The organism is Acinetobacter lwoffii (genome assembly GCF_052078135.1).
Lineage (GTDB): Bacteria > Pseudomonadota > Gammaproteobacteria > Pseudomonadales > Moraxellaceae > Acinetobacter > Acinetobacter lwoffii_Z.
The window spans coordinates 68,274-92,119 of record NZ_JBQGUZ010000002.1 but is presented as its reverse complement, the minus strand read 5'-3'; the positions used below and the strand labels follow the sequence as shown (position 1 = coordinate 92,119).

Annotated in this window: 21 protein-coding genes and 2 pseudogenes; 18 read left to right on the top strand and 5 right to left on the bottom strand. The window is 40.2% G+C overall.

Annotation, left to right across the window (positions count from 1 at the left end; all coding sequences use genetic code 11):
• Positions 1-4: 4 nt before the first annotated feature.
• From ACTL4S_RS01685 to ACTL4S_RS01665, 5 genes are read left to right on the top strand one after another with little or no spacing between them, the layout of a single operon-like run.
• Entirely contained in the window at positions 5-799 is a 795-nt protein-coding gene (locus tag ACTL4S_RS01685; RefSeq protein ID WP_213686956.1) for a DUF4391 domain-containing protein, read from the top strand.
• 41 nt (positions 800-840) lie between these two features.
• Positions 841-2,859, top strand: a complete 2,019-nt coding sequence (locus tag ACTL4S_RS01680; RefSeq protein WP_441298627.1) for a site-specific DNA-methyltransferase — start codon at positions 841-843, stop codon at positions 2,857-2,859.
• An 11-nt stretch (positions 2,860-2,870) separates the two neighbouring features.
• Positions 2,871-4,721 carry a site-specific DNA-methyltransferase gene (locus ACTL4S_RS01675; protein WP_441298626.1) on the top strand — a complete coding sequence of 617 codons (1,851 nt, stop codon included), beginning with the start codon at positions 2,871-2,873 and terminating at the stop codon, positions 4,719-4,721.
• Positions 4,722-4,732: 11 nt separating this feature from the next.
• The gene (locus ACTL4S_RS01670; protein WP_441298625.1) at positions 4,733-6,418 is read left to right on the top strand and encodes a DUF262 domain-containing protein; all 1,686 of its coding nucleotides are present in this window, start codon (positions 4,733-4,735) and stop codon (positions 6,416-6,418) included.
• Positions 6,418-9,459 carry a type III restriction-modification system endonuclease gene (locus ACTL4S_RS01665; protein ID WP_441298624.1) on the top strand — a complete coding sequence of 1,014 codons (3,042 nt, stop codon included), beginning with the start codon at positions 6,418-6,420 and terminating at the stop codon, positions 9,457-9,459. The genes ACTL4S_RS01670 and ACTL4S_RS01665 overlap by 1 nt, the downstream gene beginning before the upstream one ends.
• A gap of 459 nt (positions 9,460-9,918) precedes the next feature.
• Here the strand turns inward: ACTL4S_RS01665 and ACTL4S_RS01660 are convergent, their stop codons facing one another.
• Complete coding sequence (locus ACTL4S_RS01660) at positions 9,919-11,301, bottom strand: sensor histidine kinase (RefSeq protein ID WP_005247067.1); 1,383 nt, start codon at positions 11,299-11,301, stop codon at positions 9,919-9,921.
• Positions 11,294-11,968 carry a response regulator gene (locus tag ACTL4S_RS01655; RefSeq protein ID WP_005247066.1) on the bottom strand — a complete coding sequence of 225 codons (675 nt, stop codon included), beginning with the start codon at positions 11,966-11,968 and terminating at the stop codon, positions 11,294-11,296. The genes ACTL4S_RS01660 and ACTL4S_RS01655 overlap by 8 nt, the downstream gene beginning before the upstream one ends.
• A 108-nt stretch (positions 11,969-12,076) precedes the next feature.
• On the opposite strand from ACTL4S_RS01655, the gene dsbD reads away from it, so the two are divergent.
• From dsbD to ACTL4S_RS01635, 4 genes are all read left to right on the top strand, one after another.
• Positions 12,077-14,014, top strand: a complete 1,938-nt coding sequence (dsbD, locus tag ACTL4S_RS01650) for a protein-disulfide reductase DsbD (protein ID WP_045796119.1) — start codon at positions 12,077-12,079, stop codon at positions 14,012-14,014.
• Positions 14,011-14,859, top strand: coding sequence for a TlpA disulfide reductase family protein (locus ACTL4S_RS01645; protein WP_045796118.1), 849 nt, complete (start codon positions 14,011-14,013; stop codon positions 14,857-14,859). The genes dsbD and ACTL4S_RS01645 overlap by 4 nt, the downstream gene beginning before the upstream one ends.
• Positions 14,860-14,877: 18 nt before the next feature.
• Positions 14,878-15,618 carry a thiol:disulfide interchange protein DsbG gene (dsbG, locus tag ACTL4S_RS01640; RefSeq protein WP_045796117.1) on the top strand — a complete coding sequence of 247 codons (741 nt, stop codon included), beginning with the start codon at positions 14,878-14,880 and terminating at the stop codon, positions 15,616-15,618.
• A gap of 64 nt (positions 15,619-15,682) precedes the next feature.
• On the top strand, positions 15,683-15,784 hold the full coding sequence (locus tag ACTL4S_RS01635) for a YidH family protein (protein ID WP_289844973.1): 102 nt from the start codon (positions 15,683-15,685) through the stop codon (positions 15,782-15,784).
• Positions 15,785-15,939: 155 nt separating this feature from the next.
• Here ACTL4S_RS01635 and ACTL4S_RS01630 read toward each other — a convergent pair whose 3' ends face one another.
• A complete protein-coding gene (locus ACTL4S_RS01630) occupies positions 15,940-16,248 on the bottom strand; it encodes an ArsR/SmtB family transcription factor (RefSeq protein ID WP_005251415.1) in 309 nt (102 codons plus the stop codon).
• 120 nt (positions 16,249-16,368) lie between these two features.
• On the opposite strand from ACTL4S_RS01630, the gene ACTL4S_RS01625 reads away from it, so the two are divergent.
• From ACTL4S_RS01625 to ACTL4S_RS01590, 8 genes and pseudogenes are all read left to right on the top strand, one after another.
• Positions 16,369-16,785, top strand: coding sequence for a YeeE/YedE family protein (locus tag ACTL4S_RS01625; RefSeq protein ID WP_005247059.1), 417 nt, complete (start codon positions 16,369-16,371; stop codon positions 16,783-16,785).
• Between the two features lies 1 nt (position 16,786).
• A complete protein-coding gene (locus ACTL4S_RS01620; RefSeq protein WP_005404969.1) occupies positions 16,787-17,203 on the top strand; it encodes a DUF6691 family protein in 417 nt (138 codons plus the stop codon).
• Positions 17,204-17,205: 2 nt separating this feature from the next.
• Entirely contained in the window at positions 17,206-18,078 is an 873-nt protein-coding gene (locus tag ACTL4S_RS01615; protein ID WP_005247056.1) for an MBL fold metallo-hydrolase, read from the top strand.
• A gap of 68 nt (positions 18,079-18,146) precedes the next feature.
• Positions 18,147-18,929, top strand: a complete 783-nt coding sequence (locus ACTL4S_RS01610) for a sulfite exporter TauE/SafE family protein (protein WP_005247055.1) — start codon at positions 18,147-18,149, stop codon at positions 18,927-18,929.
• 96 nt (positions 18,930-19,025) lie between these two features.
• A complete protein-coding gene (locus ACTL4S_RS01605; protein ID WP_032051543.1) occupies positions 19,026-19,421 on the top strand; it encodes a rhodanese-like domain-containing protein in 396 nt (131 codons plus the stop codon).
• A gap of 47 nt (positions 19,422-19,468) precedes the next feature.
• Positions 19,469-19,804: a carboxymuconolactone decarboxylase family protein gene (locus tag ACTL4S_RS01600; RefSeq protein ID WP_005247053.1), complete on the top strand. Its 336-nt coding sequence runs from the start codon at positions 19,469-19,471 to the stop codon at positions 19,802-19,804.
• Between the two features lie 29 nt (positions 19,805-19,833).
• Positions 19,834-20,454 carry a class I SAM-dependent methyltransferase gene (locus ACTL4S_RS01595; protein WP_005247052.1) on the top strand — a complete coding sequence of 207 codons (621 nt, stop codon included), beginning with the start codon at positions 19,834-19,836 and terminating at the stop codon, positions 20,452-20,454.
• Between the two features lie 95 nt (positions 20,455-20,549).
• A pseudogene (locus ACTL4S_RS01590) lies at positions 20,550-20,826 on the top strand (IS3 family transposase); the annotation flags it as partial.
• A gap of 99 nt (positions 20,827-20,925) precedes the next feature.
• Here the strand turns inward: ACTL4S_RS01590 and ACTL4S_RS01585 are convergent.
• Both ACTL4S_RS01585 and ACTL4S_RS01580 read right to left on the bottom strand, forming a co-directional pair.
• Positions 20,926-21,657, bottom strand: coding sequence for a Fic family protein (locus ACTL4S_RS01585; protein ID WP_005247051.1), 732 nt, complete (start codon positions 21,655-21,657; stop codon positions 20,926-20,928).
• Between the two features lie 162 nt (positions 21,658-21,819).
• Complete coding sequence (locus ACTL4S_RS01580; protein WP_005247050.1) at positions 21,820-22,497, bottom strand: cupin domain-containing protein; 678 nt, start codon at positions 22,495-22,497, stop codon at positions 21,820-21,822.
• A 205-nt stretch (positions 22,498-22,702) separates the two neighbouring features.
• On the opposite strand from ACTL4S_RS01580, the pseudogene ACTL4S_RS01575 reads away from it, so the two are divergent.
• A pseudogene (locus ACTL4S_RS01575) lies at positions 22,703-23,699 on the top strand (Fic family protein).
• The last annotated feature ends 147 nt before the right edge of the window (positions 23,700-23,846 follow it).

The window sequence follows — 23,846 nt, the reverse complement described above, 5'->3', positions numbered from 1 at the left end:
AAAAATGAGTTTACTCGATGATTTTTTGAATCAGTTAAATATCCCTGAAAAATGCAAAGTAGATAAGACCGTCTTTAAGAAACTATTTGAACAGGCAAATGATGGTCATAAAAATATTTTAGATGCAAAAGATAGAGAATGTTTAAAAAAGGATATATCCAAAATTACGTGGTTATATAGTTTTAAACCGAGCACGCTCAACATTCCTGTGTACCAAACTGAAATTCGTGAATATTTAGAAGTCGCGGTCTTACTGGTGGAAGTCGAGGATAAAAAGAACATAGAAAGGATTCAGCAGTTTTTTAATCGTTGTATTCCTTATCCATTAGTGCTCTTATTTCATTTTAAAAATGAAGAAGAGGATTGCCTCAGTTTTGGTGTAATCCATAAGCGTACCAATCAGTCTGATAAAGAAAAATGGGTACTTGAAGAAAGTGTTATTTCATCTTGGCTGAATTCAGGACAATTGTCGGTAGTGGAGCAGAAATTTTTAGTAAGCATGCAACTATCTCAGTTATCATTCCAAAGCTTTTATCATTTTTATGATTCGATAAAAGCACGCCTAATTGCCTTAGAATGTGCAAGATATAGTGGCTCTTTTGAGCTTTCATCACAGGATGATCATCTCTCCACAGAGAGTCGTGAGAGTGCTTTGAAAAATTTAATTGAATTGGAAAAAAGACAAGTAGAAATCTCCAATAAATTAAAGAAAGAAAAGCAGCTAGGTCGACAGGTTGAGCTTAATGTTCAGCTACATAAGCTGAAAGATGAAATTCAGTCGATTGTTCGTCGTATATAGATTTCGAGTCATCCCAATTTTTAAACTTTGAAGTAATGGTTATGCAGAAAATAAGTCTTGAAGAAAACCAAAGTGAAAATTTGGTTCAGCAAAATATTGAACATCTAAAGCAGATTTTTCCTGAAGTTTTCTCTGAAGGTAAAGTCAATTTTGAAACCTTACGTCAGCTTTTGGGTGATCAGAAGGTTTTGGATGAAGGTGAAGAAAAGTATGGCTTGAACTGGCATGGGAAAAAGAAAGCCCGTCAAGCGGCATTGATGCCTTCACTTGGAACATTATTACCGTGCCCTGAAGAAAGTGTAGATTGGGATAACACGCAAAACTTATTTATTGAAGGTGATAACTTAGAAGTGTTAAAGCTTCTGCAAAAGAGCTATACCAATAAGGTTAAACTTATCTATATTGATCCTCCCTACAACACTGGTAGCGAGTTTATTTATCCAGATAATTTTCAAGAAAATTTAGATACTTATCTTCTTTATACAGGGCAAAAAGATGAAGAAGGTAACACTTTAACATCAGCGAAAGAAAAAGCGGGTCGTAAGCATTCCAATTGGTTGAATATGATGTATTCACGCCTTTTATTGGCGAGATCTCTTTTAAAGGATGATGGCGTTTTAGTAATCTCTATTGATGAAAATGAGCATGTCAATTTAGTCAAAATTGCACAAGAAATTTTTGGTGAAGAAAACTACTGTGGAGAGATTGTTTGGAAGAATAGTAGTAAAAATGATCAAGATTATATTTCTATACAGCATGAATATTTTGTTTTTTTCACAAAAAATAAATCGGTAAATAAAGGTGAATGGCTCGAGAAAAAAGAGGGCATTGATGAAATTTATAAAGCTTTCGAAAAATTCAAAAATGAGCATGGTAATGATTGGAAAGCAATCCATCAAGCAGCTTTAGATTGGTATAAGACTTTTCCTGACTCTAATCCGATTATTGATAGTAAGCACTACAGTTGGATGGATGAAAAGGGCGTTTATTTCCCTGACAATATTTCAGGACCAAATGTTGGACAATATGTATATGAGGTTGAACATCCTGTAACTAAGAAGAATGTTAAAAAACCTTCTAGAGGTTGGTTCTGTCCGAAATCTACAATGGATGAGCTAATTGCAAGTGGGGGAATACATTTTGGTATAAATGAAACGACAGTACCTTGTTTAAAGACGTATTTGAAAAATACTGAGATGAAAAGTCTAACAAGTTTGCGTTTCAAAGATGGTCGTGTTGCATCTAAAAGATTAAGAGCTTTATTTGGTGAAAATATTTTTACTAATCCCAAAGATGAAGAATTATTGGTAGATTTTTTTAAAGCATTAAATATAAAGGAAAATGATGTTGTTTTAGATTTCTTTGCGGGTTCTGGAACGACAGGACATGCTGTAATGCTTCATAATGTTCTGAATGCTCATCGAGTTAAATATATTCTAGTGCAGTTGCCTGAAAGTTTAGAAGCTATGGCTAAGACGGCAACAGGTTTATCCAAGAAGATTATTCTTAATTCGATTAAGTATTTAAATGAACGCTCTCTTCCACTGAATATATGTGAAATTACTAAATTAAGATTAAAGCTAGTTAAAGAAAAGCTAGAAGAAACAGATGTGGATCAGTCATTAGACCTAGGCTTTAAAGTATTTAAACTCGCTCAATCCAATATCCAACCTTGGAATCCAGATCCTACAGATTTAGAGGCAACACTCTTAGAGAGTGAAAACCACTTAATCGAAGGTCGTACAGAACAAGATATTCTGTATGAACTACTGCTGAAGCGTGGTATTGATCTTGCAACACCAATCACAGAACGTAAAGTTGCTGAAAAAACTGTGTATAGCATTGGCTATGGAGCGACGTTTGCATGTTTGGATGAACATATCCAAGCAATTGACATTGAGTCTATTGCTCAACTCATTATCGATTGGTATCAAGAATTAGCGCCAGGAAATAAACCACATATTTTCTTCCGAGATAGTGCTTTTGAAAATGATGTAGTAAAAACCAATATCGCCGCTATTCTTCAACAAAATGGCTTAGACCACGTACGTAGTTTATAAGGGAAAACGCTGTGAAAGTTACATTGCAAGACGGTCAGTCTTTAGATATTCAACAAGAAAATATTGAAGCACTTCAACAGTTATTTCCTGAGCTAGTACGAGATGGAAAAGTTAATTTTGATGTGTTCCGTCAAGTCTTTGGGGATTTAGATGTTCTTGAAGAAGGTGAAGAAAAGTTTGGGTTGAATTGGCACGGCAAGAAAAAAGCCCGTCAGAATGCCTTTACACCGTCACTTGGTACTTTACTGCCATGTCCAGAAGAAAGTGTGGATTGGGATACGACGCAAAATCTATTTATTGAAGGTGATAACTTAGAAGTTTTAAAGCTTTTACAAAAGAGTTATGCCAATAAAGTTAAAATGATCTATATCGATCCTCCTTATAATACGGGTAAAGAATTTATTTATCCTGATCGCTTTCAGGAAAATTTAGATACCTATTTGAATTATACGGGGCAGGTTAATGAAGAAGGTCTGAGGTTATCAAGTGATACTGAAACTCAGGGTAGAAAACACACTGCTTGGTTAAATATGATTTATCCACGTTTAAGTCTAGCAAAAGCATTGCTCAGAAAAGATGGTGTTATATTTATATCAATTGATGATGGTGAAGTAGCAAACCTAAAAAATATTATGTCTGAAATTTTTGGAGAAGAAAATTTTTTAGCTAATTTAATTTGGCAAAAAAAGTTTGCACCACAAAATGATGCAAAATTCTTTTCTGAAAATCATGAACATATTCTAGTTTATGCCAAGAATTATCACGAATTCCAAATTGGCTTGTTACCGAGATCGGATGAGGCTGATAGCAGATATAAGAATTTAGATAATGATGCTAGGGGATTATGGGCTTCTGGTGATATGACACGTGCAGAATACAGACCTAATGATTACTATCCAATTATTTCACCTAAGACAGGAAAAGTTTTTTATCCTCCAGAAGGAAATAGCTGGCGTAGACCTAAAGAAATTGTAGAGGAATTAATCAAAGATAATCGAATTTGGTTCGGTGAGGATGGTAATAATTTTCCAAGAGCAAAAAGATTTTTGACAGAGGTTAAACAGGGTATTACTCCTCAAACCATTTGGGAAAGAAAGGATGTTGGTGATACTCAGGAAGGTAAAAAATTTATTAAACAATACTTTAATAATTCTTCTGTTTTCGAAACTCCTAAACCACCACGGTTAATTGAAAAAATGTTGCGAGTTGCAAATGTTGATGACGGTGATTTAATTTTAGACTTCTTTGCAGGTTCATGCTCGACAGCAGAAGCTGTAATGAATTATGAAAAAAAATTAAAATTTATCATGGTGCAGTTACCAGAACTATGTCTAGAGAAATCGGAACCTTTTAAAGCTGGCTTTAAAAATATCGCAGAGATAGGAAAAGAACGTATAAGACGTAGTCTTCAATCAGTATCCACGAAGAGTAATGGATTCAAATGTTTCAAATTGAGTAGTTCAAACTTTAGGATTTGGAATTCAAATGTTATCGATTTAGAAGACTCTTTGGATCTTAATCAAAATCACATTTTGGATGGACGTACAGAATTAGATGTACTATATGAACTACTTCTTAAGCGTGGTATTGATTTAGCAACACCAATTGAAAAACGCGAAATTAATTCAAAAACACTGTATAGCATTGGCTATGGTGCAGTCTTTGCATGTTTAGATGATTCTATTTTAGCTTCAGATTTGGATGTCATCACATCTGCCATTATTGAGTGGCATAAAGAATTAGCCCCTTCAAATGACACACATATTTTCTTTAAAGACAGCGCATTCCAAGATGATGTTGTAAAAACCAATCTCGCGGCTATTCTAGAACAGAATGGCTTAAAGCATGTACGCAGTCTGTAAGGGGAGACACCATGAGTAAAAAAATTAGTGGTGCAGAGTACCCATTAGCGAAAATCTTTAGTTCAGATTTCCAGTATGTCATCCCATCTTACCAACGTCCTTATACGTGGGAAGAACAGCATGCTTCAGTACTTTTTGATGATCTCTACAACTTCTTCCAAACCGAAAAAGAAGATGAGTACTTCCTTGGCAGTATTGTTTTAATCAAACAAGAAGGGAAACCTTATGCTGAAGTCATTGATGGTCAGCAACGTTTAACCACACTTACAATATTATTTGCCGTGTTTGCTGCTTTAGATCAAGGTGGGATCAACGGCCCACTTTATAAGTACATTTTTGAACCTGGTAATGAGTTTGAAGGGATCAGTCCACAACCCCGTTTAACCTTGCGTGAACGAGATAAAGACTACTTTAAACAGTATGTTCAAGAGTTAAAATTTGAAGCGCTTTTTAAGCTTGATAATGAACAATTAGAAAATGAAGCTAAGCTGCATATTAAGAAAAATAGTAAAGTGCTGTATGACAAAGTAAAAATGACTTTTGATCATGATGCACAAAGCCTAAAAGAGTTTATTAAGTTTCTTGTTCAGAGATGTTTTATTGTTGCTGTAACCACACCAAGCCAGAATACAGCTTTCCGAGTGTTCTCAGTAATGAATAGTCGTGGCTTAGATTTACAGCCAACGGATATTATTAAAGCTGATGTGATTGGTGCATTGAGCGCAGAAACTGAAAGAGAAGTTTATAGTAAAAAATGGGAAGACCTCGAAGAAAGTATTGGTCGAGATGATTTTAATAATCTATTTAGCCATATACGTATGATTTTTTCTAAAGAAAAAGCAAAACGTAATCTTTTAGAAGAGTTTCAAGGCTATGTCTTATCGATTATCACTGATCCAAAGGTTTTCGTAGATCAAATATTAGATCCTTATGTCGATGCGTATGACATTGTAAAAACGAGTTCATACACTGCAACAGCTAATGCTGAAAAGATCAATAATCATTTGAAGTGGCTGAACCGAATTGATAATTCAGATTGGGTACCAGCCGCAATTCAGTTCGTGATTCAAAATAAAAGTGATTCAGAATATATGTTGTGGTTCTTCGAGAAGTTAGAGCGACTTGCTGCTTATATGCATATCTGTGGGCTAAATATTAATGAGCGAATTGAGCGCTATAAATTAGTTTTACTTGCATTAGAACAAGAGCATTCTTTAGCTGCACCTGTAAGTACGGTTGAATTGAGCAATGATGAAAAGATTCAAATGTTGAGTGTCCTTCAGAGTGACATTTATAGCTTAACGGCTCGACGTCGCAATCACATTATTTTGAGATTAGATTCATTCTTATCAGATGGTGCAGCAACCTATGATTCATCCATCTTAACCATTGAGCATGTCCTTCCTCAAACGGTGCATGAGGGAAGTGAATGGTCAGAGTTATGGTCAGATGAAGATGTGAGAAAAGTATGGACGCATAAACTAGCGAATTTGGTTCCTCTGAATAAGCGTCGTAATTCGAAAGCTCAAAATTATGATTTTGAAAAGAAAAAGAAAGCTTATTTTGCAGGTTCTAAGGCAGTCTCATCTTATGTCTTAACCACTCAGGTACTCAATGAGCCTCAATGGACGCCAGACGTCATTCTAAAAAGACAAGATGCTCTGCTTAACGTATTTAAAGAAAACTGGGGGCTATAATGGCGACAATGAAATTACAGTTTGAAGATAATCTAGATTATCAACGTACAGCAATTGATGCGGTAGTGAACTTATTTAAAGGACAGGAAATTACACGTAGTGAATTCTCTGTGACTTACCGTAATAATGATGATGTGAACTTGGCATTATTTGAAGATACCCAGCTCGGTATCGGGAACAGAAAACTTTTATTGGATGAAGAGATTGCTGATAATCTTAGAACCATCCAACTTAAAAATGGGCTTAAACCAGTTGAAAGTCTAGCGAGTAACGATTTTACCGTAGAGATGGAAACGGGTACAGGAAAGACTTACGTTTATTTACGTACCATATTTGAGCTGAATAAAGAATATGGTTTTACCAAATTTATCATTGTTGTGCCTTCGATCGCCATCAAAGAAGGTGTCTATAAAACCTTACAAATTACACAAGAACATTTTGAAGGTTTATATCCTAAATCCAAAGGGTATGAATATTTCCTCTACGATTCAAACAAACCAGGTCAAGTAAGAAACTTTGCCACGAGTTCTAATATTCAAATCATGGTCACCACAGTTGGTGCAATCAACAAAAAAGACATTAACAACTTATATAAGCCAAGCGAAGATTTCAATGATGAAAAGCCAATTGATTTTATTCAGGCAACTCATCCAATCATTATCGTTGATGAGCCACAAAGTGTGGATGGTGGCTTAAACGGTGCTGGTAAAAAAGCATTAGATGCAATGAATCCGCTATGTACTTTACGTTATTCAGCGACACATGTTGATAAGTTTAATATGGTGTATCGTCTGGATGCTGTAGATGCCTATGAAAAAGGCTTGGTGAAGCAGATTGAAGTAGCATCTTTAGAAGTTGATAGTGGCTATAACAAACCTTACATAAAACTTATATCTACTCATAATAAAAATGGCTCAATTTCTGCGAAAGTTGAACTTGATATTCAAAGTGGTAAAAATATAAAACGTCAAGTATTAACAGTTGAGGATGGAGAACCTTTAGAAGATGCGACCAATCGTACAATCTATGCAAATATGCAAATCGGGACTATTACATGCGGTAAACATGAGTCGATAGAGGTTAAAGGGGCAGGCTACGACCGTGTTTTGAAACCGGGTGAAAATATTGGTGGCTTAGATCCTGATGATCAGAAACGCTTAATGATTCGTCGGACCATCCAAGAGCATTTTGAAAAAGAATTGCGCTTTGCTGCGAATGGTCAAAAGATTAAAGTCTTGAGCTTATTTTTTATTGATAGTGTTGAACATTATCGCCAATACGATGAGAGTGGCAATATCGTCAAAGGTAAATATGCATTGATATTTGAAGAGGAATATCAAAAGCTCGCAAAGTCACCTAAATTTAGTAGTTTGTTTAACGAAATTGATATAAGCACAGATGCCACGGAAGTACATGAGGGTTATTTCTCAATTGATAGAAAAGGAAGATCAGTTAATACTGCTGAAAATAACCAAGCAGGGCGGGATGACTCTGAACGTGCTTATAACCTAATCATGAGAAAAAAAGAGGAATTACTAAGCTTTGGGACAAAGCTAAAATTTATCTTTTCTCACTCAGCGTTGAAAGAAGGTTGGGATAATCCTAACGTTTTTCAAATCTGTACGTTAAGAGATATCGGCACTGAACGTGAACGTAGACAAACAATTGGTCGTGGTTTAAGACTCTGTGTAGATCAAAGTGGAACTCGGATTAGAGGCCGTGATTATGGTGTGAATACACTGACAGTCATCGCAACAGAAAGTTATGAGCAATTTGCAGAAAATCTACAACGTGAAATTGAGGCTGATACAGGTATCCGCTTTGGTATTGTGGAAACACATCAATTTGCCACTATTCAAACTGTGAATACAGCAGGTGAAGTTGTACTACTTGGAATTGAAGACTCGGAAGTGATCTGGGACTTTCTAAAAGATTCCGAATTTATTGATAATAAAGGTAAAATTCAAGACTCTTTAAGAAAGAATCTCAAAGATGAAACCTTCAAGTTGAGCGATGAAATAGTTGAGAACCTTAAAACCAATTATGGAGAGCTACAATCTAAGGAGATTGGGGCAAGCATTACCAAATTACTTAAAAAACTCGCTGGTCGTTTGGATGTTAAAAATGCAGATGAACGCACACCTATCGCGACTAGAAAAGCAATTCTAGATTCAGAAGAATTTAAAGCACTTTGGGATCGAATTAAATTCAAAACAACTTATAGAGTTGATTTTGATAATGAGAAGTTAATTAAAGACTGTGCAGAGGCAATCTTTGCTTGTCCACCTATCACTAAGACAAGGGCTCAATTTAGAAAAGCAGAGTTAGAGATTAGTAAGGGTGGGGTTTTGGCAAATGAAACATCCAAATCTGGTTTCACGACTGTTCATGAAACAAATATTGAATTACCAGATATATTGACTGATTTACAAGATAGAACGCAGCTTACTCGTAAAAGTATTGTGCGTATCTTGAAGGATAGTAAACGTTTAGAAGACTTTAAGCGCAATCCCCAGCAGTTCATGGATTATTGTGCTGAAGCCATTATTAGAACGAAACGTTTGGCATTGGTCGATGGTATCAAATATACGAAGGTAGGTAATGAACATTATTACGCGCAAGAGTTATTTGAGCAGACTGAATTGAGCGGTTATCTAAAAGATATGATTGAAGCACAAAAGTCTGTGTATACCCATGTAGTCTATGATTCAGCAGGGGTGGAACAAAATTTTGCACTTGATCTAGAGAAAAATGAAAAGATTAAGATCTATGCCAAGTTACCTTCCTGGTTTAAAGTTCCAACGCCATTAGGCACTTATAATCCTGACTGGGCAATTGTTGTTGATGATGAAGGAGAGGAAAAACTCTTTTTCGTTGTAGAAACTAAATCAAGTACATGGTGGGATGATTTACGCCATCAGGAAGGAGCAAAGATCAAATGTGGTGAGCAACATTTTGCTGCATTAGCCTTAGATATAGCTAAGCCTGTACACTATATAAAAGCAAAAGATGTTGATGGTTTTATGGCTTATATTGATTAAGTTTGGAATAAAAGAGAGTGGCATTGCCACTTTCTTTTATATAAGGGTAAAAATAGGGTTAATCACAAGTATTTTAAAATGTAAACTTATTATAAATAAAGAATTTTTAAGTGAGTTAAATTGCCACCATCTCCATCTTTTCAAGAAAATTAATTAAACCGCTTCATTTTTAGATTCTGGGGTATAGCGTTGTCCACTCATAATGTTCTCTCCTATGCAAAAAGAATCTACGATATTTGTCTAGGAGAGTGGTGGCTATTCAGCTCTAAATAGAGGGGGGTGTCTTCTTTAAGATAACGAAATTCTAGCATGATATAAGAACAAACTTGCAAATCGATAAATTATAACCCCCTGTAATTTTAACAAAATATTTTTTGAGATTTAATCCACTAAATCTAATTTGGAGAAAAAATGAGTACAAGATTTTTCAATATTAAAAAGGTTTTTAAAAACAAAGGGTTATTTTTTAAATTCTCGTGACGCTTTTGAAGTATCTTCCTGAATGCTAACGATCAGTCCTACAGGATCACGCTGCTGAAATCCAAGATGGTATTGATAATTGCCTAGCAAGCTTTTAACTAATGCCAGTCCTAAACCATGGCCATGCTGCTGAGCCGATTTTCGCCAGAAGCGCTGTCCTAAATGTTGGATATCCTGTGCTGTAAGTTGTTGTCCATCATCTTCAATCACCAGGCAACCAGACTGCATGGAAATCCAGATATGGGCAGCCTGTGCATGCAGCAGTGCATTTTCAAGCAGATTTTTCAGTACGGTATACAGCACAAATTCAGGTAGCTGAATTTCACCCAGGCTCCAGTTCACCTGTATTTTTTCATTCATTTCTGGATAGCGTGTACTTAAGTCTGCAAGGACCTTCTCAAGTGTGGGGCGAAGCCAGATAGTCTCAGTCATTTCCTGGATACTGTTTTCCGATTGGGTCAGTAATAAAAGCTGCTCGAGTAACAGCGTATAACGCCGGATACTCTCATTGGCCTGCTGCAAATTGTGCTGAATGGATTCAGGCAGATTCTGCTGTTGACTAATCAGCTGGGCCAGTTGTACATGAGTTTTAATTGCGGTCAGGGGACTGCGTAATTCATGTGCAGCATAGGCACTAAAGGCTTTCTCCTGTTGCAGACTGTCATTAATTTTCTGAATCAACTGCGTGGAATTGTTGACAAAAGGCTGTACTTCCTGGGGAATGCTTGCAGGCTTGAGCTGCATTAAAAAATCTGCCGCCTCTGAATAGTTAAGGTTTTTCTGGTTCAGGTATTGACTGAGCTGATCCAAAGACCGGAACTGTCTGCGGATAATAAAGATGATCAAGGCAATACAGATCAGCAGTGAGAAGACTAAGGGAACCAGTACGGCCTGCAGAATCTGCTGTAGTAGGGTATCCCTCAAGAACATGCGTTCTGCCGCCACCACCTGAATATCGCCACGACGCAGGACATAACTGCGCCATTCCGTATCACCCTGCTGCCAGGTGCTGAATCCTTCTGGTCGTTGGCTTAAATTTTTTGGGGCACCGCGTGTTTTGGCAATGATCTGATTGCCTACCGAGACGTCAGAGCTAAAAAGAGAGACTTCACAGGCAATTAACTGGTTTACCTCATCATTCTTGGCTAATTTTGATAAGGTTGCATCCCCCAGACTATCCAGCGGTAACTGCTGAATCAGCCGGGCAACCATTTGCGCAGATGCCGATAAGCGTTGATCCAGCGTGTCTTGTAAGCGTTGTTTCAGGTCAATATACAGCCATGAAAATACCGCACTCCACAACACAATAAACACGGCCAAAAGACTCATGACCAAACGCCATTTCAAGCTGTGACTAAACATGACGTTGCTCAAACGGTTTGAAAATATATCCCACACCACGAATGGTCTGAATCAAGTCTGGATGCAGTTTTTGTCTTAGGTGATAAATGTGTACATTCAGGGCATTGCTCTCGATAGAGTCCTGGAAGCCATAGAGCTTGTCAATAAGCTGTTCATTTTTCAGGATCTGGTTGGGGTGGCTCATCAGGGTTTCCAGCAGGCTGAATTCACGGCGAGATAAATTCACAGCCTGGTCTTGATAGGTCACAGTCTGGGTATCCCGGTTCAGAACCAGTTCATCAAATTGCAGTGTATTCGAGGCAAAGCCACGGTGGCGACGGGTGAGAGCATGAATCCGAGCAATCAGTTCCTCCAATTCAAAAGGTTTGGTCAGGTAGTCGTCGGCACCGGCATTCAGGGCCTGAACACACTGATCGGTCCGCAGCCGTGCCGTCAATACCAGTACCGGGAGATCAATCTGGTCGCGTCGCCAGCTGTGCAGCAAATCCAGGCCATCCTGATCCGGCAGGCCTAAATCCAGTAAACATAAATCGACTGCACTATGCCGGATAAAATAATCCGCAGCACGTGCGTGACTGACATGCTCCACTGAAATATTCAGATAGTTCAGAGCAGCACAAATGCTCTGTGCGATATAGGGATCATCCTCAACCAATACAATAAACATAGAACATCCTGATCAAACTACCATTATTTTATAAATGATTTGGGCTGTTAATGTTGCCTTAATTTTAGTTTTTCAATAATGCAGTCCTAACAGGAGGAGATCAGCTGGATGTTGAAGTGGATATTGGGTGCCGTGATCGGCGGTGGAATCATGACGGGAGCTGCACATGCAGATTTTTTACCACCGGATCAGGCTTTTCAGTTTCAGGTGGTTTCTACAAGCCAGACTCAGGCAGAGCTTAGCTGGAAAATCGCAGAGGGTTATTATCTGTATCATGACCAGCTTAAAGTGTCTCATCAGCAGACCCCAGTCAAGTTGGCATTGCCCAAACCCGAAGACAAAGATGACCCCAATTTCGGTTTGACCCAGGTGCATTATGGGCAAGTCAAAACCAATCTGAATGTCCAGCCCAACCAGCAGTTTGTGGTGCAGTGGCAGGGCTGTGCAGAAAGCGGTTTATGTTATCCGGTGCAACGCACCACAGTAACAACTGATGCAGATGGTTTATTTTCAGCGCAAAACTTGAGCAAGCCTCAAAAGCTGCTGGCCAGCACTACACAGCCAGAAGTAAACGAACAGATTCTGACCGCTCAGAAAGATGAGCTCCAAGCTATAGAGCAAACTCCAAGTACAGATCAAGCACTGACCGAAGAAAAGGTAGAGGAAATGCAAGTTACTGCAGTTTCCGAACCTGTCGTTCAGCCTGAGATGGAATTAACAGAGAAAAACGACTCACTCATTGCAGAGCCTAAAAATCAAACTTCGTCAGCAGGCATGAATAGCCAGTGGAACAATGACCAGTATTTTTTAAGTTTGCTGTCGGAACAAGGTCTGTTGATTAATGCCCTGATTTTTCTCGGGCTTGGCATTCTGCTGGCATTTTTACCATGTTCTTTACCTTTAATTCCAATTTTAACAGGAATTCTGGTCCAGCAGCACCGAGGCTACCGTGCTGCGCTGATTGCGCTGGTCTTTGTTTTGGGTATGGCACTGGTCTATGCGGTCATGGGACTTGCTGTGGCACAGCTCGGTTACAGTTTTCAGCGCTGGTTTCAAAGTCCGGTATTCATCAGTATTTTCAGCATTCTGTTTATTTTGTTCGCACTTAATCTGTTTGGAGCATTTCAGCTGTCCTTACCCCAAGGCATGTTACAGCGTCTGGATCAATGGCAGCAAAAGCAGAAGGGTGGCACGCTGATTGGTGCTGGTCTCATGGGCGTGATCGCCGCACTGATTGTCGGGCCATGTATGAGTGCACCGTTGGCCGGTGCCTTAATCTATGTGTCTCAGCTTAATCAACCGATGCTGGGCGCCAGTTATCTGTTTGTCTTAGGCCTTGGGCTGGGCTTGCCGCTATTTATTGCTGCCGTATTTGGGTCCCATCTTTTACCCAAACCTGGCATATGGATGGATCGCCTGAAGTTTAGTTTTGGCTTTGTCATGCTGGCGCTGGCCTTGTATTTCGCCCGTCCACTATTGCCCGGCATTTTATACCTGAGCCTTTTGGGTGTGGTACTGATCACCTGTTCAGGCTACTTCTTGTTCAAGATGCTGCCTCATGTGCATCGGTCTGTAGCGAAAATAGGCCTGATGCTGCTCAGTGGTTTACTGGTCTATGCAGGAGGCATGCAGCTCTATCATGTCTGGAGTCAGGTACAGGTGGCCCATGTAGAATCACGGCTTGAATGGCAGAGAGTCAGTACAGCCGCAGAATTGCAACAGGTTTTAGCCAAACATCCTGCACAGCCGGTTGTAATTGATGTCTATGCAGACTGGTGTGTGGCCTGTCAACCGATCGAAAAGGAAGTGATTCCACGTAGTGATGTCCAGACAGCTTTACAAAATGTGGTTCGTATCAAATTAGACCTGACCCACTATCATCCAAGTCAGGATGAGCTGCTAAAAGAATGGCAAATCCTCGGACCACCCACCTTCATATTTCTAAATGCAGCGCATCAGGAACAGCGCGAGTTGCGTTTAACCGGAAGCTTTAGCGCGACACATTTGCTCGGTAAATTGCAGCAACTGCAAGGGGAACAACCATGATGATTTCCAGTGATGCATTGCATCTGGGACCTTTGATGTTGCCCTGGACACTCATAATTGTTGCTACTGGCTTGATGCTGTTATCTGCCGTCCTGTTTGGATTAGCCAGAAAGTATTCATGGTCTAAACAGCAGCTTGGACAAAGTCAGGATGTACTCTGGAGCAGTTTTTTGCTGGGGATGCTGGGTGCACGTCTTGTTTTCGTCCTGCTCAATGCCGAGCTGTATTTTGCAGCACCCATCGACATACTGAAAATCCAGGATAAGGGTTTTCATTTATGGGGAGGGGTGCTGATTGGTGCTTTGTGGTATCTCATTCGCAACAGACAGTTGCAGATCCGATTCAAAGCCATCTTGTTGATCATCTTTATACTTTGGATCGGGCTTGGGCTCGCATTTAAATCCAGTCTAAAAACTGAAGTGGCGTTTCCTGATCTAGTCTTTGCTGGATTAGAACAGGAGCGTCTGGGTACAGACAAGATTTCACTCAGCCAATTCATTGGCCAGCCCACGGTAATTAATATGTGGGCGAGCTGGTGTCCGCCGTGTCACCGCGAAATGCCGGTGTTGGCAAAGGCTGCCAAGCAGCATCCTCAAGTGAATTTTGTCATGCTCAATCAGGGTGAGGAGGTAGCGACCGTAAATGCCTATTTAAGAAAACATCAGTTTCAATTTAAACATGTCCTGCTGGACCCATATGGTGAACTACCCCAGCAGCTGAATAGTTTTGGCCTGCCAACGACGCTGTTTTTTAATGCTCAAGGCCAGCTGGTCGAGCGGCATATGGGGGAACTCAGTCCGGCCATGTTGCAGCAATATTTAAATAGAATTTCAGATCAACCTTAAAAAACGGAAGGACTCAGTATGAACAAAATTTACCAGGTGCTTGGTGCAGGCATGTTCCTGATCATGAGCATGCACACGCAGGCAAATATAAAACAGAACATTGAAAAACAGGGCTTTGTGTTTGTAAAACAGATTCCGGCACCGCAAGGAATGACCGGCTGGGTAGGGCATGAAGACCAGTATTCCAATACGGTATTTATCTCCAACGATGACAAATATTATATCAAGGGCGAACTGTTTGATGCGCAAGGGAAAAGCCTGTCCAATGAGCAGATTGAAAAGCATATGAAAAAAGCGGTATTGGACGATGTCTGGAAAACCCTGGAAAAATCGACCTGGATCCAGGATGGAAAGCCAGATGCACCACGGGTGGTCTATGTGTTTTCCGATCCGAATTGCCCATATTGCTATAAATTCTGGCAAGCAGCTCGGCCTTGGGTCGAATCAGGCAAGGTACAACTGCGTCATATTCAGGTCGGTGTGATCCGTGAAGAAAGCCGTGGCCAGGTGGCCACATTGTTAATGTCGAAAAATCCAGCAGCAGTTTTTAATGATATAAACAAGAATAAAGGCAAAAAGCAGCTCAAGAAAATGGAAAAGATTCCTGCCGAAATTGCTGCAAAAATTGATGCCAACCAGGCCCTAATGGGGAAATACGGCTTTTTCTCCACACCGTCGATGGCCTGGAAAAACAATCAGGGTGAATTTAAATCGACTCAAGGCCTGGCGATGGACTTCAAGGAAATTTTTGAACAATAAGATTGGATGAGATATGTCAACTTTGGATCATCCACGGGTACTGTTTGCTTTGGAATGAACCGCTCTGGCATGGAACCGGAGTGGTCTGGCATTAATTGCATTGGGTTTTGTGATTGAAAAATCCAACCTGTTAGTACAACTGGTCGATCATGAACATTATGCATAAAAAATAGCCTATGCACAGTGGATGGGAATTATGGTGATTGTATTCGGTTTGTTGGTCAATATCGCCTCGATCCTGCAATATCGACGGGGGATGGCATCACTGCGATCGCCGGAATTTATTGAAGGTTATTCTTTTTGGTTGCATTAAGAGGAGGGCTAGGCGCAATACAGCTCGTACAGTTTTTGCATCAGGCTCAAGACCTTGGGATCACTCAGACGATAGAAAATCTGTTTACCCTCACGTCGGGTGCTGACCATGTCGGCCTTACGTAGCACAGTCAGTTGTTGTGAAAGTGTAGGTTGATGAATGTCAGTGGATTCTTCAATTTCCTGAACATTCATTTCCCCGTCGACCAGAACACATAAGATTTTCAGACGATCAGGATTGGCTAAAACTTTTAGGCATTGGCTGACGAAATCGACTTGAGAAAAATCAATTTTGGCATTTTCAGCAATCATATCCATAAATGTCCTCACAACTTTTGATGTAGCCCGTGCAGTTTACATAATTTACCATAAAACTGCTTGATTAATATTTTTTATTATATAATATAAAAAAGTATATTGTATAGGGATTAATTCATCATGCATGACTTCCTCATCGCATTTATTGGCGGCTTAATGCTCGGGCTTTCTGTAGTTGGCTATCTTTACGTCAATGGCCGTATTGCAGGGATCAGTGGTTTGATTGGGCAAGTCTTAAACTCAAAAACCATGTTTAAAACACCTGCAATCTGGTTTTTATTAGGCTTAGTCCTCACACCGTTTATTTATGGTCTGTTTGTACAACCTGAAATCGAATTGAATGCTAGCCCACTGATGATGATTGTGGCAGGTCTGCTGGTGGGCTTTGGGACACGTCTGGGTTCGGGCTGTACCAGTGGTCACGGAATTTGTGGCATCAGTCGCCTGTCTAAGCGTTCTATCATCGCGACCATGACTTTCATGTTTGCAGGTTTTGTCGCTGTTTATATTATCCGTCATATCACAGGAGCATTCTAAAATGAAAAATGTGTTTGCCTTTTTATTTGGTGCGCTGTTCTCTGTGGGATTGATGGTATCGGGCATGTCCAATCCGGAAAAAGTACTCGATTTCCTGGATCTGTTTGGCGACTGGGATGCCAGTCTGGCCTTTGTCATGATGGGCGCGATTGCGGTGGCCTTTATTCCCTTCCAGAAAGCATTACGTACGGCGCAACCAAAAACAGTATTTAATGAACCTATTGATTTACCTAAAAATAATCAGATAGATAAAAAACTGATCACGGGTGCGGTTTTATTTGGTGCAGGTTGGGGCATTGCAGGCATCTGTCCGGCACCAAGTTTCACCTTGATCGGTTTGGGCCACTATCAAGTGCTCTATTTTATTGTAGCAATGCTGGTGGGTGTATGGATTCACCGTAAATGGTCAGGAGCTTAACGATGTCAAACTTACCTATAGTAAAAGATTTTTTTCACGAAGATACCAATACCTTCAGTTATGTTGTACGTGATCCTGCGACCAAAGCCTGCGCCATTATTGATAGCGTTTTGGATTATGATCCGGCATCAGCAAGTACATCCACTATTCATGCCGATAAAATTATTGCCTATATTAAAGAGCAGGGTTTAACGGTCGAGTGGATTCTCGAAACCCATGTCCATGCTGACCATTTAACTGCAGCACAATATCTCAAAGCTGAGTTAGGTGGCAAGATCGCCATGAGCCAGAAAATTGGTATTGTTCAGGAAACTTTTGGCGCGATTTATCATCTGGATATTAAACAATGGAATGCTCAGCAGCTCTTTGATTATTTATTTAAAGATCATGAGTCGTTCCAAATCGGAACCTTGAAGGCTTATAACATTCCAACACCGGGACATACGCCTGCTTGTCTGAGTTATGTGATTGGTGATGCGGTTTTTGTGGGTGATACCCTGTTTATGCCAGATTATGGTACAGCACGTTGTGACTTCCCGCGAGGCAGCGCAGAACAGCTTTATGATTCGGTACAAAGCCTGTTTCAGTTGCCAGAAGATACGCGGGTCTTTTTATGTCATGACTATTTGCCTGAAACACGTGAATCCTATGTGTGTGAATCTGATATACAGACACAAAAGACACAGAATATTCATATTCATCAGGGAATCAGTAAAGCTGAATTTGCTCAGATGCGCAACCAGCGGGATTCAGGACTCAATATGCCTAAGCTGATTCTACCGGCAATTCAGATCAATATGAAAGCAGGGCAGTTTCCTGAGCCTGAAGCCAATGGTGTTTCTTACCTCAAGCTTCCTCTTAACTACTTCAAATAAGCTTGTGTCGTGATTCAACAAAAAGTTCAACTTTTATTGAATCATTTTTGTGGATAAGGGAGAGAGCGATGTGGGCATTAATACTGGAAGGATTGGCGATTGGTGGCTTGCTGGGTCTAACCGGTGCTGGTGGCGGAATTCTGGCTGTACCGGCACTGATGGCGAGTCAGGGTTGGACTGTGGCACAGGCTGCACCGGTAGGTTTGTTGGCAGTCACGCTGTCGGCCTTGGTCGGAACGTTCGAGGGTTTATTCAAGCGTATTGTGCGTTATCGCGCTGCGCTCTGGATCGCACTGATCAGTATTCCTACAGCGCGTTATGGCGTGCATCTGGCCGATATCGTTTCTCCGGTCTGGCTGACGCTGGCTTTCAGTCTGGTCATGCTGATCGTGGCTTATCGAATCTTCTTTAATAAAGTGACCGATCATGGCAATGCACCGTGCAAGGTCAATCAATCGACCGGTCGTCTGATCTGGAATGTCAAAACGGCCTCTTTCCTGGCAGGTATTGGTGTTGTGGCAGGTTTATTAACCGGTCTGCTTGGCGTGGGTGGGGGTTTTGTCATTGTTCCAGCCCTGCGTAAATTCACCGACCTTGATATGCGCAGTATCGTTGCGACTTCCCTGATGATTATTTTCCTGATTGGTGGGGTCAGTATTTCTGCACACGTGCTGGATGGCTTTCAATATCCTGTTTCGGTTACGCTGACCTTTGTCCTGGCCTGTATTGTCGGGATGTTAATTGGACGCAGTCTGATGCAGCGGATTGACAGTAACAAGGTACAGAAAATATTTGCCACTACCGTGGTTGGGGTGGCGATGTATTTAATCTATTCAGCGCTCATGGGCTAAAACAGCCGGTTGGGAACTTTAACTCAAGCGCTTTTAATCGACCTGAGCATCGTTTATACAAAATATAATTTTAATAGCCGAGGAAGAATGAAAATGATGAAAACTGCAGAGCAATTGATTCTGAATGCGAAAAGCCAGATTCAGGAAGTAAGTGTAGCTGAACTGTTTGAAGCGATGCAAAACCATAAAACCATTCTGATTGATGTTCGGGAACCGGATGAGTTTCAGGCGGCAGCCATAGACCGGGCGGTGAATTATCCGCGTGGTGTTTTGGAAATGAGAATTCACCAGCATCCTTTAGCCAGTCATCATTGCGATACCCAGCAGGCACTGGAACACCTTAAAGATCAGCCGATCTATTTGATCTGTGGTACGGGTGGACGTTCCGCATTGGCAACCGATACCTTACAAAACATGGGTTTTACCCAGGTCAAGTCAGTTCAGGGTGGTTATCAGGCCTGGCTAGAGCAGGGCTATCCGGTAGAAAAATAAGCCGTTGAATAGGTGAACAACCGTATTGTTGAATGTGAGAAGCAGTGATGAAATACAAAGAATTAACCCAGAACATTTCAGGCAGTTTAAGAACCTTAACTCAAGATTCACCTGATTTAATGAAAAGTTTCAATCAGTTGTCCCAGACCGCAATGCGTGATGGTGTGATTGATCCTAAAACCAAGGAGCTGATTGCCTTGGCGATTGGTGTCGCATCACGTTGTGATGGTTGTATCGGCTTTCATGTCAGAACCCTGGTCAAAATGGGCATGACCCTGCAGGAGCTGGAGGAAGTTCTGGGCGTTGCGGTATATATGGGCGGTGGACCTTCATTGATGTATGCCGCAAATGCACTGGATGCCTTTAAAGAATTTTCCGGCTGATTGGATAGTCAAGTAAATGGAGGGATGAAATGAGTCAGCACTGGAATGAATTGTATGCCCAGACGCAGGACCTGTACGGCACAGCAGCAAACCTGTTTATCCAGGAGGTTACGGAAAAAATCCGGATAGAAGGTAAAACACTGGCAATTGCTGAAGGAGAAGGAAGGAATATCCTGTACCTGGCTGAGCAGGCAAGACAGCATAATTATTCTTTTTCGGCAGAAGTCTGGGATTATTCCGATGTTGCCTTGAAGCATCTGTCTAGCAAGGCCGAAGCCACAGGGATAAAGCTCGAACTCAAAAATGTGGATTTAACAGCAGCGAAATGGCCGTCCGAGCGTTATCAAAACGTGATTTGTGTATTTGGTCATTTCGATACACAAACGCAAAAACAGATTTTAGCAGGCATAAGAGAATCTTTGCTAAACGGTGGATGGTTTATCGGTGAGCTGTATTCCAAGGAGCAGATCAACTACCAAACCGGGGGGCCTAAAAATATCGAATATTTATACGATCCTCGATCCATTCTGGACGTATTTGGGCAGGACCATCTCCATCATTTTTATGTGGGCGAACAAGAAAGGCATGAGGGAAAATTACATTGTGGTAAATGCCATGTTATTCAATTTGCGATACAAGTGAGGAAGTAGAGAATAAGTGAATTGTTAAATGTGAGAGGGCGTTCAAAAATTCTGTGTCAGCCAAATTGGCTAGAGTTTAATTATTATATCATCGAGCCTACCTTCAAGGCCCACAATACAGCAGTGGAGACTGGCAAAGATTCTGTCAGAAGCATAATTTGGTTCTGAGTATGAGTCGCAGAGGCAACTGTTGGGATAATGCTGTTGCTGAATCCTTTTATAGTAGTTTAAAGAAGGAAAGAATTAAAAAGAGGATTTATAAAACATGAGAAATGGCCCGTGCGGATGTGTTTGATTATATCGAGATATTTTACCATCGGTAGGCGTCATTCGCATCTCGATGGAATGAGTCCAGAAGCATTTGAGATAGCTTCAAAATGAAGCTACTTCATGTCTAGGATACTGGGAACAGTCCAAGCTATAGGATTACCCACAGTTTATTGTTCTAATTGATAATATCGTACAAGCTGATCTTTTATTTTAAATCCCTAAAACCACCTGATACGGTTTAAAACCCTCTAATACAGCCTCGGAAACTAATTGAATAAAAGCTTCAGTTTTCCCATAAGCCATCCACTGATCAAGCGCTTCATAGTAAGCTAAGCGATTTTCTACAGTAATCACACAAGGTGGATAACCAGCTTTAAGTAATTCTAGGTTCATTAAAAGACGTGATGTGCGACCATTGCCATCAATGAATGGATGAATGCCAACAAAATCAGCATGTACTTTGGCTGCACGTTCAATTGGATGGAGTTTATGTGCGTCGCTGTTATACCAATCGATCAGTTGAGCCATCTTGTCATTTAATAATGTGTAATCAGGCGGGGTAGACGTAGCACCGGATATCAGGACATTTTGCTGACGATAACGTCCAGCATTATCATCATCAATATTCTTTAAGATAAGCTGATGGATATTACGAATTTGCCATTCAGAAAAAGGCTCCTCTTTCCGAATGATATCTTCAACATAGTAAATTGCATTTCTATGGTTGATCGCTTCGAAGTGTTCTCTTAATGCCTTTCCACCAACAGTAATACCTTCCAGTACTACTTTTGTTTCTAGTAGGGTAAGTGTATTACCTTCAATTGCATTCGAATGATAGGTCCAACGGACAATAAGATCTTCTTGTAAGTTTTTGACAATTGACGGAGAGAGAGGGCGATGTTGATCTAATTTTTTCTTTAAATTATCAATAGTTTCAAACATAACCTTATCCTTCAATTTGTCTTAGTCGATAATACATGAAAAAAGGAATATCAGAAATGTAGTGATATATCATTACATTTTGTACTGATTATAAAAGTGGTAACTGGACGGCTTCCAGTATTCTAGACACAAGACAGCCTTATTTTGAAGATACATTATTGTTCATTTCACCCATACATCTATGGCATGTTGTAGATGACCAGTTTTGACATAAAGCATTGCGCCTGATGGACCAGCCTGAAATTTAGCAGCACTATTGATGGGAAGACGGACCCATGAACCTGCTAGATATATTTCAGCGCCACAAAATAATTGACCTTTGATAATTAGTAACTCAATCCCTTGTTCTGATTTCTCTACGAAAATTTGATCAGGTTTTAGCTTTTCTAAATAGGTCTGCTCATGTTCCGATTGAAATAACGGGCATATCATCCGATGTTCGGTAAGCTTCCAATTTGTTGGATCATTGGTATTAATTCGGGTGGGTTCTGTCTCATGTTCAGTCATTTGCATCAGTTTCACAAAGATTAAACAACCTGCTTTACTGGAAACCCGATGAGTTGAATGATGGGGGTTACGTAAATACCAGCCTGCTGGATAATCATCTTCAGCATTCTCGGTAAAAATGCCTGACAAGATGAGGACTTCTTCACCCAAAGGATGTTGATGTTCAGGAAAGGTAGATTCTGGTGCGTATTTCACAAGACTAGTTGCACGTGCTTTCTCATCGCCAATACGATCAAGCATCATTCTATCGACTTCACCTCCTGGAGATTTCACCCAATGGTAATCTTCTGGCTTGATGATGACGGGTTGTGAGAAGTCGGCATGAATAAACATAATGCTGTCCTGTAATGAAGAAACCTACGTATTTTAACGAGAATACATAGGTTTATTTTAAAAGAAATAGCGATTAGTTAGCTCACTGTTTCAGATTCAGAAAAGATAAACATGTTGATAGCAGATATCACTCACTAAGCTATGAAATATTAATATTTTAGAGTTTAATCAACTGTGCTTTGTTTTTACATCAATTAGGAATGGCATGAAATATCAACCGCCTTATACGATCACCTCTAAAATTATTCACTTGATTGCACAAATTAGTGAATCAATAGGGCAGTTTGACTGCATTAACCCCAACCCAAGATAGCCTTAAATTGCGAAAAGCCAATCGTATTCGAACGATTCAAGGGGCTTTAGCAATTGAAGGGAATAATACCTTGAGTACAGAGCAAATCACAGCGATCCTGAATGGCAAGCCCATTATCGCTACATCTAAAGAAGTTCAAGAGGTGCGTAATGCACTAAAAGCATATGAGGAAATTCAAGATTGGAATCCTGATCAAGAATCTCATTTGCTGAAAGCACATCAAATATTGATGACAGGACTGATTGATGAGGTTGGGCAGTATCGTCATGGTGGTGTTGGTGTGATGTCAGGGGATCGAGTCGGGCATATGGCTCCGCCTGCAAATCAAGTCCACCGTTTAATGGGAGAGCTATTGCAGTGGTTGGCTGAAGGCAATGAGCATCCACTAATTCAGAGTTCAGTATTTCATTATGAGTTTGAGTTTATATACCCATTTGCTGATGGCAATGGGCGTATGGGACGTTTATGGCAAACTTTAATCTTAAGCCAGTGGAATCCAATTTTTCTCAATATCCCTGTTGAAAGCTTGATTTATCAAAATTAAAAAGCTTATTACGATGCATTGCAAGCGAGCACAGATCACTCAGATTCTGCACCTTTTATTGAGTTTATTTTGCAGATGATTCTAGATGCAATACTCAGTTCTGATGCCAGCGATCAAGATACCGCTCAAGCTAGCGTACAAGTTAGCGATCAAGTTAAACGTCTCATCCAGAATATGGAGCAGAAGGAATATAGCCTAACTGAGTTGATGGCTCTATTAGACTTGTCCCACCGAGCAACATTATAAAAAAATTATTTGACTCTAGCATTAGAAGCCGGTGTGGTTGAACGCACCCTTCCTGATAAGCCTAAGAGTCCTAAGCAAAAATACAAATTAAAAATTTAGTCATAATAAGGTTGAAGGGATTATTAATATCACAAGGAGTGAAATGAAATGTTATAACGTTGCATTTATATTTCTTATAATGTTCTGCTATAATGTCGTACGCCATTTCAAATCCTGAATTTGAATAAGATTTTAAAGTTATTCAAT

Excerpts from the sequence above, each read along its gene's own strand:
- ACTL4S_RS01665 (WP_441298624.1), top strand. The coding sequence starts at position 6,418 with ATGGCGACAATGAAATTACAGTTTGAAGATAATCTAGATTATCAACGT.
- ACTL4S_RS01615 (WP_005247056.1), top strand. The coding sequence starts at position 17,206 with ATGTCAAACTTACCTATAGTAAAAGATTTTTTTCACGAAGATACCAAT.
- ACTL4S_RS01630 (WP_005251415.1), bottom strand. The coding sequence starts at position 16,248 with ATGGATATGATTGCTGAAAATGCCAAAATTGATTTTTCTCAAGTCGAT.
- ACTL4S_RS01600 (WP_005247053.1), top strand. The coding sequence starts at position 19,469 with ATGAAATACAAAGAATTAACCCAGAACATTTCAGGCAGTTTAAGAACC.
- ACTL4S_RS01610 (WP_005247055.1), top strand. The coding sequence starts at position 18,147 with ATGTGGGCATTAATACTGGAAGGATTGGCGATTGGTGGCTTGCTGGGT.
- ACTL4S_RS01580 (WP_005247050.1), bottom strand. The coding sequence starts at position 22,497 with ATGTTTATTCATGCCGACTTCTCACAACCCGTCATCATCAAGCCAGAA.
- ACTL4S_RS01670 (WP_441298625.1), top strand. The coding sequence starts at position 4,733 with ATGAGTAAAAAAATTAGTGGTGCAGAGTACCCATTAGCGAAAATCTTT.
- ACTL4S_RS01660 (WP_005247067.1), bottom strand. The coding sequence starts at position 11,301 with ATGTTTAGTCACAGCTTGAAATGGCGTTTGGTCATGAGTCTTTTGGCC.
- ACTL4S_RS01585 (WP_005247051.1), bottom strand. The coding sequence starts at position 21,657 with ATGTTTGAAACTATTGATAATTTAAAGAAAAAATTAGATCAACATCGC.
- ACTL4S_RS01685 (WP_213686956.1), top strand. The coding sequence starts at position 5 with ATGAGTTTACTCGATGATTTTTTGAATCAGTTAAATATCCCTGAAAAA.
- ACTL4S_RS01605 (WP_032051543.1), top strand. The coding sequence starts at position 19,026 with ATGAAAACTGCAGAGCAATTGATTCTGAATGCGAAAAGCCAGATTCAG.
- ACTL4S_RS01625 (WP_005247059.1), top strand. The coding sequence starts at position 16,369 with ATGCATGACTTCCTCATCGCATTTATTGGCGGCTTAATGCTCGGGCTT.
- ACTL4S_RS01645 (WP_045796118.1), top strand. The coding sequence starts at position 14,011 with ATGATGATTTCCAGTGATGCATTGCATCTGGGACCTTTGATGTTGCCC.
- ACTL4S_RS01620 (WP_005404969.1), top strand. The coding sequence starts at position 16,787 with ATGAAAAATGTGTTTGCCTTTTTATTTGGTGCGCTGTTCTCTGTGGGA.
- dsbD (WP_045796119.1), top strand. The coding sequence starts at position 12,077 with ATGTTGAAGTGGATATTGGGTGCCGTGATCGGCGGTGGAATCATGACG.
- ACTL4S_RS01595 (WP_005247052.1), top strand. The coding sequence starts at position 19,834 with ATGAGTCAGCACTGGAATGAATTGTATGCCCAGACGCAGGACCTGTAC.
- ACTL4S_RS01680 (WP_441298627.1), top strand. The coding sequence starts at position 841 with ATGCAGAAAATAAGTCTTGAAGAAAACCAAAGTGAAAATTTGGTTCAG.
- dsbG (WP_045796117.1), top strand. The coding sequence starts at position 14,878 with ATGAACAAAATTTACCAGGTGCTTGGTGCAGGCATGTTCCTGATCATG.
- ACTL4S_RS01655 (WP_005247066.1), bottom strand. The coding sequence starts at position 11,968 with ATGTTTATTGTATTGGTTGAGGATGATCCCTATATCGCACAGAGCATT.